6 protein-coding genes are annotated in these 11,155 nt (G+C 62.0%); all 6 read left to right on the top strand.

All coding sequences use genetic code 11. From position 1 onward, the window contains the following. Window positions 1-145: 145 nt before the first annotated feature. The 6 genes from ENZ74_RS09230 to ENZ74_RS09205 all read left to right on the top strand — a co-directional run bounded on the left by ENZ74_RS09230 (window position 146) and on the right by ENZ74_RS09205 (window position 10,977). The gene (locus ENZ74_RS09230; RefSeq protein ID WP_164749999.1) at window positions 146-5,455 is read left to right on the top strand and encodes an autotransporter domain-containing protein; all 5,310 of its coding nucleotides are present in this window, start codon (window positions 146-148) and stop codon (window positions 5,453-5,455) included. A gap of 422 nt (window positions 5,456-5,877) precedes the next feature. Then, window positions 5,878-6,963 (top strand): sn-glycerol-3-phosphate ABC transporter ATP-binding protein UgpC, encoded by a 1,086-nt coding sequence (ugpC, locus tag ENZ74_RS09225; RefSeq protein WP_063168933.1) that lies wholly within the window; start codon window positions 5,878-5,880, stop codon window positions 6,961-6,963. 37 nt (window positions 6,964-7,000) lie between these two features. Continuing rightward, on the top strand, window positions 7,001-8,326 hold the full coding sequence (locus tag ENZ74_RS09220; protein ID WP_013529762.1) for an ABC transporter substrate-binding protein: 1,326 nt from the start codon (window positions 7,001-7,003) through the stop codon (window positions 8,324-8,326). 94 nt (window positions 8,327-8,420) lie between these two features. After that, the gene (locus ENZ74_RS09215; RefSeq protein WP_063168934.1) at window positions 8,421-9,371 is read left to right on the top strand and encodes a sugar ABC transporter permease; all 951 of its coding nucleotides are present in this window, start codon (window positions 8,421-8,423) and stop codon (window positions 9,369-9,371) included. Between the two features lies 1 nt (window position 9,372). Next, a complete protein-coding gene (locus ENZ74_RS09210; RefSeq protein ID WP_013529760.1) occupies window positions 9,373-10,266 on the top strand; it encodes a carbohydrate ABC transporter permease in 894 nt (297 codons plus the stop codon). Window positions 10,267-10,404: 138 nt separating this feature from the next. Then, window positions 10,405-10,977, top strand: a complete 573-nt coding sequence (locus ENZ74_RS09205) for a rod-binding protein (protein ID WP_024502710.1) — start codon at window positions 10,405-10,407, stop codon at window positions 10,975-10,977. The last annotated feature ends 178 nt before the right edge of the window (window positions 10,978-11,155 follow it).

Here is an 11,155-nt window from a genome sequence, read left to right as displayed (position 1 = left end):
CAGCAATATCATTGCTGGCGACATTTCCGCGCCCCTCAATGGTGGCAATGGAGGCTATGGCGGCGGCTTTTTGGACGGAGGCTATGGCGGCGGCGGCGCTGGTGGCGATGGCGTGCGTAATGAAGAGGTGAACCCGGCAATTTCCGTGACGGCTGATGTTCATGGCGGCGATGGCGGCGATGGCAATGGCAATGGCCCGTTTGCCGGCGGCGGCGGCGGCGGGGGCGGGGGCGCCGGCATGGTGCTTCTGAACAACGGCGCCATCACTGTTGAAAGCTCGGCCACCGTTGCTGGCGGAAACGGTGGCAATCCTGGCGCCAATTTCGGCGGTGGTGGTGGTGCGGGCATTGTTTTGAACGCCGGCGGCGACTTGACCAACCATGGCGATGTCCTCGGTGGCACGGGCGGGGCTTTAGCCACCGGCGGAACAGCCATTGTGATGGGAGATTCTGGCAGCATCGTCAACGACGGTCGCATTACCGGTGGCCGCGCCGGGGTTTCTGCATCCGCCGGTGCAGCGATCGACCTCAGAAATGGTGGGACGGTTTTTAACAGCGGAGTGATCATTGGCGGCGAGGGCAACGGTGGCCATGCCGGCGGCTCTAACGGCCCTGCTGGCGGAACCGGCAGTGGCGGCGCCCCCGGCTATATTCCCCTGACGCCCAGCAATGGAAACGGTGGTACCGGCATCGTTGGGGCCAATTTGGCGGTGCTTAACGTTGGGGAGATTACTGGGGGAGATTCTTTCTTTGGCCGGGCTAACGCCATCACCTTCACCGGCGGCGTCAACACGCTTTCCCTGCGAAACGGCTCGATTATCACCGGCAATGTCGTGGTGGAGAGTGGCGCGACCGGCTCATTGATGCTCGGGGACTATGACACGCTGCCTTCCACACCGGCCTTCAATGTCTCGAAGCTCGTGAATACGGCCACGGTAGGCGCGAGTGACGAGTTCGTCGGCTTCACGAGCTTTAACAAGGCCGGGACGAATACCGTTACCCTGACCGGCACGGGTGCGCAGGACTGGACCATCGATCAAGGCACCTTGGTCGGCGACACCAACAGCTTCGGCGGCAATCTCACCTTCTCAGGCGTGAACACCGGCGCCGTCGTCTTCGACCAGGCGAGCGACGGTACCTATGCCGGGACCATTACCGGCCCCGGCCATTTCGGCAAGGCCGGCGCCGGTACGCTGACGCTGTCAGGCGACGCTTCCGACCTCGCGGGCAACCTGGGCGTCATGGGGGGCACGCTCGACATCGACACTCAGCTCACCTCTTTTACCGGGATCATTGCTACTGACGGAACTGATCCGGACGAGGGGGCAACCGCAAGAGTTTCAGGGTCGGCCACCTGGACTGCCGACGTCCTTAGGGTCGGGGATTCCAATGGGGATTCCAAAGGGAAAGGGAGCTTGATCGTCGAGAATGGCGGTCAGGTTTTCAACGATTCGGGAGTTGTGGCGTATGGCGCGGGCAGCACTGGCTCCGCGGTGATTTCCGGAAATGATTCGGGTTGGACACTCGTTGATGCCATCGCAGTTGGTCTCTTTGGCAATGGATCGCTCAGCATTGAAAATGGCGGGCAGGTTTCCAGCGGCAACAACGCCATTGTTGGTTGGGATGCTCAAGCCACCGGAATTGTGAATATTACGGGCCCCGGGTCGGTTTGGACAGGCGACTCCATCATTGCCGTTGGCGTCTTGGGCAAGGGCACGCTGACTCTGTCGGAGGGCGGACAGGTTTCGCTTGCCGGGGGTCCTGCTATCGTTGGGTTGGCGGCCCAGCCAGGATCATTCGGAACGCTCAACATCGGTGCGGCAAGTGGGGAAGTGGCGAAGGCCGCCGGCACGGTTGATGCGGCATCGATAGCTTTTGGCGCTGGCACAGGCACGGTTGTGTTCAATCATCTGGGAAATCCCGATGGGTCCGATCTGATTTTCACCCCTTCCCTGACCGGCTTGGGGACCATCCTCCATGAAAGCGGCACGACCGTTTTGGCCGCGGACAGTTCCAGCTTCACCGGTGCCACCACTGTTGCAGGCGGCACGCTTCTTGTCGGGAACCATGCCAGTGCCGGCTTCCTCGGTGGCACGATCAATGTCGAGGACGGCGCCACGCTCGGTGGCTCGGGCACGGTGGGCACGACGACGGTTGCCGATGGCGGGCATATCGCGCCAGGCAATTCGGTGGGTACGCTGACGGTTGCCGGAAATCTGGGCCTCTCTTCAGGGTCGATTCTCGATTACGAATTCGGCAATCCAGGCGGTTCAACCGGCTCTCCGGGGATAAGCGACCGCATCGGGGTGAGTGGCAATCTGACGCTCGACGGTACGCTCAATCTTGCGCAGAGCGGCGACGTGGCCGATGGCACGGCGGGCCTCGGCTATTACCGGCTGATGACCTATGGCGGCAGCCTTACCGACAACGGCCTGGAGATCGGCACGAAGCCGCCGCTTTCCGATCCGGCCGCCTATGAGATCCAGGCGGGCGGCGGCAATGTCGACCTCTTCATCGGAGCGGCCGGCGACGACACGCTGCAGCACTGGCAAGGCGGCGACGGGACCTGGAACACCACGAACGAAAAATGGCTGAACCAGGGCGGCGATACTCTCGTCTCCTGGGCAGGAAACCATGCGGTGTTCAAGAACGAACCGGGCGGCTTCGACGGCGGCACGATCGCCGTCGAAGGAGCGCAAAGCTTCAAGGGCCTGCAATTCGTCGACAGCGGCTACCGCCTGGAAGGTTCCGGCACGCTCGCGATAGATGGTTCCGACAGCGCCGATGGCAATGCCGAGATCCGCGTGCTGGCCGGCACGGCAGCCACCATCGCGACGACGATTACCGGCGCGGGCGGGGTCAGCAAGACGCAAGGCGGCACGCTCGTCCTGGAAGGCAGCAACAGCTATCAGGGCGGCACGCGGCTTCTAGGCGGGATTATTTCCGTTTCTTCCGATGCCAATCTCGGCGCTGCAAGCGGTGCCCTGACATTCAACGGCGGCACGCTGCGGAACACGGCGGCGTTCGCGACGGCGCGCAACGTCACCCTGGATGCCGGCGGTGGGACGTTCCAGACCGATGCCGACCTGACGGCGAACGGCGTCATCTCCGGGACCGGCGCGCTCACCAAGACCGGGGCCGGCGGGCTGGTGCTTTCGAGCGCCAACAGCTACGCCGGTGGGACGACGGTTTCGGCAGGATTCATCACCGCGGCGACGACAGGCGCGCTGGGCAGCGGACCGGTGAATGTCAAGGCCGGTGACCTCCGCTTCATCAATGATGCAAGCGCCGAGAGCCTCGACATCGTCATGGAAACAAACGCAACGATGCGCTTCGATGGCAGTGCGTCGGCGGGAACGGCGACGATCGTCACTACCCAAAGCCGCATCAACTTCAACGACGAAACATCGGCCGGTGCGGCTTCGATCACCGGCAATGGTAGCAGGACGTCCTTCAACGGCAATTCGAGCGCCGCCAATGCCACGATTGGCGTTACAATCCAAGGAACGCTCGACTTCTACGACACCGCGTCTGCCGGCAGCGCCGCCATCACCAACAAGGGCGGCTTCGTTGGCTTCCATGGCGCCAACACCGCGGATGGCGCCACGATCATCAACGATACGGGGGGAAAGGTCGACATCTCCGAAATGACGTCGGACGGTATCGCGATTGGCTCGCTTTCGGGCGATGGTCTCGTCTTTCTCGGCTCGAAGGTGCTGACGCTTGGCGGATTGGATAAGAACGACACCATCGGCGGCGTCATCCAGGATGGCAGCACTGGCATCGGAGGGAGCCTCGTCAAGACCGGCGCCGGCACGCTGACGCTGAACGGCGTCAGCACCTATACCGGTCTGACCACCATCGGCGGCGGCAAGCTCGTTGTCGGCGACGGCAGCCATTCCGGGGCAAGCATTGCTGGCGCCATTGCGGTTGCAGCCGGCGGCACGCTCGGCGGTTCGGGAACGGTGGGTACGACCACGATCGCTTCTGGCGGCACGATTACGCCGGGCAATTCGATCGGCACGCTGAATGTGTCAGGCGATTACACGCAGGAGATAGGCTCGACCTACGAAGTCGAGATCAATCCGGCCGGCAATTCCGACCTGATCGACGTGACGGGCAAAGCCACCATCCAGGGTGGCACCGTCTTCGCGCTCAAAGCGCCGGGCGGCTACAGTGCCGGAACCCGCTACACGATCCTGAGCGCGGATCAGGGCGTGACCGGCACCTATGATGCGTTCGACCAGAACGCCCCGTTTGTCGATCTGGCACTCGCCTATGACGCCAGTAATATCTATCTCGACGTTGCCCGCAATGACGTGTCGTTCTGCGACGTGGCCGGCACCCGCAACCAGTGTGCCACCGCCAATGGCGCCGAAAGCGCCGGGCCGGGCAACCCGATCTACGATGCAATCGCCGGCCTGCCGGACGATGAAACCGCACGCGAAGCCTTCGATGTGTTATCTGGCGAGATCCATGCGTCCGCCAAATCGGCGCTGATCGAGGACAGCCATTTTGTCCGCGATGCCATCAATGACCGCCTGCGTGCGGCCTTCGAGGGGGTAGGTATCCCGGCAACGCCGGTGCTGGCCTATGGCGAAGGCGGTCCGATGCTGGCGCCTGCCACCACCGATCGCTTTGCCGCCTGGGGCACGGCTTTCGGGTCATGGGGTTCCTTCGACGGCGACGGCAATGCCGCAGGCCTCGATACCTCCACCGGCGGCTTTCTTACCGGCGTCGACGGCCTTGTCGCGGAGGATGTGCGGCTTGGCATCATGACTGGCTACAGCCACACGAGCTTCGATGCCGACGGCCGATCCTCGTCAGGCTCGAGCGACAATTATCATCTCGGCCTTTATGGTGGCACGCAGCGGGGCGCTCTCGCCTTCCGCTCCGGGCTTGCCTATACGTGGCATGACATGAAGACATCGCGCTCGGTGGCCATGCCCGGCTTTGCCGACAGCCTGAGCGGCGACTACAACGCTGGCACCTTCCAGGCGTTCGGGGAACTCGGCTATCGCATCGATACGCCAGTCGCGGCCTTCGAGCCTTTTGCCAACCTCGCTTATGTCAACCTGCATACGGACGGCTTCACGGAAAAGGGCGGTGCGGCGGCATTGACCAGTGCAAGCCAGACCACCGACGCCACCTTCACCACGCTTGGTCTCAGAGCCTCCGCCGGCTTCACGCTCGGCGCCATCAATGCCACAGCGCGCGGCATGCTGGGCTGGCGCCATGCCTATGGCGACGTCATACCGACCAGCACACATGCCTTCTCTGCCGGTGATGCCTTCACGATCGCTGGCGTGCCGATCGCCAAGGACAGTGCCGCCATCGAAGCGGGGTTCGATCTCAACCTGACCGATGCCGCAACCCTCAGCGTCGCCTACCAGGGTCAGTTCGGCTCCGGCGTCCAGCAGAACGGCTTTAATGCAAAACTCAACGTGGAATTCTAATCAAGCGGGAAGGATCGTTCCGGAATGACTGCCCCTGACGGAAAAGGGGCTATTCAATCCGCTTGTCGCATCGCCCAGGCGGTCGTACGCCAGGAAGCGAACCTCGCGAGCGCCAGGCAGGAAGCCAGCCTTATCGCCGCCGGTCGGAGCGAGCCTACAAGGACGTGCGCAACTGTGATGAACGCGAACGCTGCGACCGCAGGTGCCGGACTTGATCGCGCAGAAGCGGACGCAGGAGCAGCTGGGAGGATTGTGTGGCGCGAAGCGGACCCTCCCAAGGTTCGGCTTTCCCCTAAACGCTTTACAGCCCGGTTTGGTAGCGCTACCGTTTCGGCCTAGCGTGAGCCTGGGAGGAGCCAGGGCTGTCGCTAGCGGAAGCGTTGTTCCTTCGACGACGTCGCAGGAATTTGTTGGGAGGATCGATGGCGTCTGTCGCAATTGGCGAAGTCTACAAATCATTCGGCGCTGTCGAGATCCTGCACGGGGTCAGCGTGAACATCGAGGACGGCGAGTTCGTCACTCTGGTCGGACCATCGGGCTGCGGAAAATCAACCCTTCTCAGAATGATCGCCGGCCTGGAAAAGATTTCACGCGGCCAGATCGCGATTGGCGAACGTGTCGTCAACAACGTTGCGCCCAAGGAGCGCGACGTCGCCATGGTCTTCCAGAACTATGCGCTCTACCCACACATGACCGTTGCCGAGAACATGGCGTTCTCGCTGATGCTCAAAGGAGTTTCCAAGCCGGAGAGCGATGCAGGCGTGCGCCGCGCGGCCGAAATCCTTGGGCTGGTGCCGTTGCTGGCGCGCTATCCTCGGCAGCTTTCCGGCGGCCAGCGCCAGCGCGTCGCCATGGGCCGCGCGATCGTGCGTGATCCGGCGGTCTTTCTCTTCGACGAACCGCTGTCCAATCTCGACGCCAAACTCAGGGTGCAGATGCGCGCCGAGATCAAGGAACTGCACCAGCGCCTCAAGACGACGACAGTCTACGTCACGCACGACCAGATCGAGGCCATGACCATGGCTGACAAGATCGTGGTCATGCATGACGGCATCGTCGAGCAGATAGGGCCGCCGCTGGAACTCTATGACCGGCCGAACAATCTTTTTGTCGCCAGCTTCATCGGCTCGCCGGCCATGAATTTGCTGAGGGGCGAGATCGCTATTGACGGCTCACCCTCGTTCCGCGGCGCCGGGGGGATTTCAGTCCCGTTGGCCTCGGCACTTTCCATCCCCAATGGCGAGCCTGTGGTGCTGGGAATAAGGCCCGAGCATTTGCGGCTGTCCGACGACCGGGGCATTCCGGTCACCGTCGCGGTGGTTGAACCAACCGGGTCCGAAGTGCAGCTCATCGGCCGGACAGCCGGCGGCGAAGAGATCGTCGCGAATTTCCGGGAACGACATTCCTTCACGCCGGGCGAAACCATCCGGCTTACGGCCGAGCCCGGCCTCATCCATCTCTTTCACGGAGAAACCGGACAGAGGTTCCAAACACGTACCGATCAGTAGGACCACAGGCAAGGACAACAAGCAGGAGGAAACGAGCATGAAGTTCACCAGACGTGACGTGATCCGCACCACCGCCGGCGCGGCGGCGGGTGCCTTGGGAAGTCGGTTCATCAGCTCTCCGGCCCTTGCCCAGGACGGACCGAAATACAAACCCGAGGATGGCGCCAAGCTTAGACTGCTGCGCTGGTCGCCCTTCGTCCAGGGCGACGAGGACCAATGGCTGGCCAACACCAAGCGCTTCACCGAAGCGACCGGTGTCGCGGTCCGCGTCGACAAGGAAAGTTGGGAGGACATTCGCCCCAAGGCGGCGGTCGCGGCAAATGTCGGCTCCGGCCCCGACCTGATGTTCGTCTGGTTCGATGACCCGCACCAATATCCCGACAAGCTGCACGACGTGAGCGAACTCGGCGAGTATCTCGGCTCGAAATACGGCGGCTGGCATGATGGACCAAAGCAATATGCGACCCGGGAAGGCAAATTCATCGGCCTGCCACTGGCCACGATCGGAAATGCCATCGTCTATCGGGAAAGCTGGGTGAAAGAGGCCGGCTTTTCGGAGTTTCCCAAGGACACGAAAGGCTTCCTGGAACTTTGCAAGGCCTTGCAGGCGAAGGGCCATCCGGCCGGCTTCACGCATGGCCATGGCGTCGGCGACGGCAACAACTATGCTCATTGGCTGCTGTGGAGCCATGGCGGCCAGATGGTCGACGAGAGCGGCAAGGTAACGATCAACAGCCCCGAGACCCTCAAGGCCATCGAATACGCGCAGGAACTCTACAAGACCTTCATTCCAGGCACCGAAAGCTGGCTCGACGTCAACAACAACCGCGCCTTCCTGGCCGGCGAACTGGCTGTCATCGCCAACGGCATCTCGGCCTACAACACCGCCAAAATCAATAAGGACAATGATCCGAAGCTGGCTGAAATCGCCAAGGACATACGCACCACCAACCTGCCCATCGGCCCTGTCGGCAAATCCGTCGAATTGTTCCAGGTGACCACGGCTGTCATCTTCAATTACACGCCCTACCCCAACGCGGCCAAGGCGTATTTGCAGTTCATGTTCGAGGAACCGCAAATGAAGGACTGGATCACCTCCTCGGCCGGATATTGCTGCCAGACCCTGAAGGCATTCGACAACAACCCGGTATGGACTGCCGATCCCAACAACGCCGCTTACGCCAAGGCTTCGGCTACTCTGCGGCCTAACGGCTATGCCGGGCCGCTCGGCTATGCTTCGGCGGCAACCATGGCCGACTACGTGCTGGTCGATATGTTCGCCAAAGCGGTGACCGGCCAGGCGACGCCGCAAGAGGCAATGGAAGAGGCCGAGAAGCGGGCAAATCGCTATTATCGCGTTTGAGCCGGCTCAGCCGGGCAGCGCGGCTGCCCGGCTGGCTTCGGATTGCATCGTGGCCGATCCGGCCGATCAATGAGACCTCAGCAGGAGCCGACCCATGGCTGTGCCGTCAGCTGCTATCCAGCCGCGATCTTCGATCTTCTCACGGATTCTATCGCGCTGGAGCGAAAGCCGGAACGCACTTGGCTTCGGCTTCATGCTTCCGGCGGCTGCACTGCTGCTTGTCTTCCTGACCTATCCGCTGGGGCTCGGCGTCTGGCTCGGCTTCACCGACGCCCGCATCGGCCGCCCCGGCATCTTCATCGGCATCGAAAACTATGAATATCTGTGGAGCGACGCCGTCTTCTGGCTCTCCGTCTTCAACACCTTGCTCTACACGATCAGCGCTTCGATCCTGAAATTCGCGCTCGGCCTCTGGCTGGCGCTCCTCCTCAACCAGAACCTTCCCTTCAAATCGTTCTTCCGCGCGATTGTCCTGCTGCCGTGGGTGGTGCCGACGGTGCTCTCGGCCATCGCCTTCTGGTGGATCTACGATTCGCAGTTCTCCATCCTCTCCTGGGCGCTGCAGCAGATGGGACTGATCGACCACCGCATCAATTTCCTTGGCGATCCGGAGAACGCACGCGCCTCGGTGATCGTCGCCAATGTCTGGCGCGGCATTCCTTTCGTGGCCATCACGCTGCTGGCCGGCCTGCAGACGATTCCCCAATCGCTTTACGAGGCCGCGACGCTCGACGGCGCCAGCCGTTGGCAGTTGTTCCGCTATGTGACGCTGCCGTTGCTGACGCCGATCATCGCCATCACCATGACCTTTTCGGTCCTGTTCACCTTCACCGATTTCCAGCTGATCTATGTGCTGACTCGCGGCGGGCCGGTGAATGCCACCCATCTGATGGCGACGCTCTCGTTCCAGCGCGGCATTTCCGGCGGCCAGCTTGGCGAGGGAGCCGCGATCGCGGTGGCGATGATCCCGTTCCTGCTTGCGGCGATCCTTTTCAGCTATTTCGGGCTGCAACGTCGTAAATGGCAGCAGGGCGGTGGAGACTGACATGGCCGCGATCGAAACGAGCAACCGTCCGAACACGGATGAAGGCGGCATGGGCTATCTTCAGAGCCTGCCCCGGCGCGTGGTGACCGTTTATCTGCCGCTCCTGATCTTCGTCATCGTGCTGCTGTTCCCGTTCTACTGGATGACGATCACGGCGGTGAAACCCAATCTCGAGATGACGGATTATGCCAATTTCAACCCGTTCTGGGTCGTCCATCCGACGCTCGAGCATATTCGGTATCTGCTCTTCGAGACGTCCTATCCGGGTTGGCTTCTCAACACGATCATCATCTCGACCGCCGCAACTTTCCTGTCGCTGCTGGCGGCGGTGTTCGCAGCCTATGCGATCGAACGCTTGAGGTTTTCCGGGGCGCGGCAGGTCGGCTTGGCGATCTTCCTGGCCTATCTCGTGCCGCCCTCGATTCTGTTCATTCCACTGTCGGTGATGGTGTTCAACCTCGGCCTTTACGATACGCCGTTCGCACTGATCCTCACCTATCCGACGTTCCTCATTCCATTCTGCACGTGGCTCTTGATGGGCTACTTCCGCTCGATACCCTTCGAACTGGAAGAATGCGCGCTGATCGACGGAGCGAGCCGCTGGCAAATCCTGACCAAGATAGTTCTGCCGCTGTCGGTGCCCGGCCTGATCTCCGCCGGCATCTTCGCCTTCACCCTGTCATGGAACGAATTCATCTACGCCTTGACCTTTATCCAGTCGTCCGAAAACAAAACCGTGCCGGTCGGCGTGCTTACCGAACTCGTACGTTCGGACGTCTATGAATGGGGAGCCCTGATGGCAGGCGCGCTGATCGGCTCCCTGCCGGTGGTGGTGCTCTATTCATTCTTTGTCGAGCACTACGTCTCCTCGATGACGGGGGCGGTCAAGGAGTGAGGCTGAGGCGGAAATCCCACCCTCGGCCGGCAGCTTCGATCCGATCCCCGCACTCCGCTCCCTCTCCTTCCCGCAAGCCTGCCACAAGCTTGTTGAGGCATGGTCTGGTCAGGGAAAACCGGTAAAAGGCGGACTTTCTTGGCGATTTCTCCACCCAGCGACATCGTTATGGATGTGGCCCGAGCCGTCGACCCGGCGGATATCGAGACCGCTCGCGCCGCGCTGGCAAAGCGGGCCGGCGGCGCTGCGGGCACGTTTTCACTCGACACCGCCGCTTCCGTCGATGCCGGCTCGATCCTGTCGCGCGCCACCGCCGACAAGGCCGCCGCCGCAACCGACCCGGCCAAGAAATTCAAGAAGTTCGAGGCGATGGTGCTGCAGACCTTCATCCAGAACATGCTGCCCAAGGACACCGAGGGCGTCTACGGCAAGGGCCTGGCCGGCGACATGTGGAAATCGCAGCTTGCCGAGCGGGTGGCGGACGTAATGGCCGAACGCGGCGGCATCGGCATCGCCAAATCGATGCTCGCCGACCACTATCTCGAAGGCAAGCGCGTCGTGCCCGTCGGTCCGGTTTCGGGCGGGCCGGAAAAGACCGAGGTCGACCAGCAAAACAGCCTGTCGACCTCGCTGGTCCATCAATTGCAGCGCAAGGCTGCGGGATCGATGACCGGTGACGAGACGACCATAAAAACAAATATCAAGATCTAAACTGGGAAACGCCATGGCCGACTTTTCGGAATCCACCCCCAACCTGCCAGCACGCACGACCACGTCGGAAGCGCCGATCCCGTTCGCGCGGCCCGGCAACCTCGCCGCCATCATCGGCCGCATCGAGGAAGTGGTCGAGGAAGAGACGGCAGGCATCCGCAACGCCACCAACTATGAT

The organism is Mesorhizobium sp. M7A.F.Ca.CA.002.15.2.1, from assembly GCF_003998715.1.
Classification (GTDB): Bacteria; Pseudomonadota; Alphaproteobacteria; order Rhizobiales; family Rhizobiaceae; genus Mesorhizobium; species Mesorhizobium ciceri.
Note: the sequence above shows the minus strand (reverse complement) of the source record. Positions and strands in the feature narration are given on the sequence as shown.

Excerpts from the sequence above, each read along its gene's own strand:
- ENZ74_RS09215 (WP_063168934.1), top strand. The coding sequence starts at position 8,421 with ATGGCTGTGCCGTCAGCTGCTATCCAGCCGCGATCTTCGATCTTCTCA.
- ENZ74_RS09220 (WP_013529762.1), top strand. The coding sequence starts at position 7,001 with ATGAAGTTCACCAGACGTGACGTGATCCGCACCACCGCCGGCGCGGCG.
- ENZ74_RS09210 (WP_013529760.1), top strand. The coding sequence starts at position 9,373 with ATGGCCGCGATCGAAACGAGCAACCGTCCGAACACGGATGAAGGCGGC.
- ugpC (WP_063168933.1), top strand. The coding sequence starts at position 5,878 with ATGGCGTCTGTCGCAATTGGCGAAGTCTACAAATCATTCGGCGCTGTC.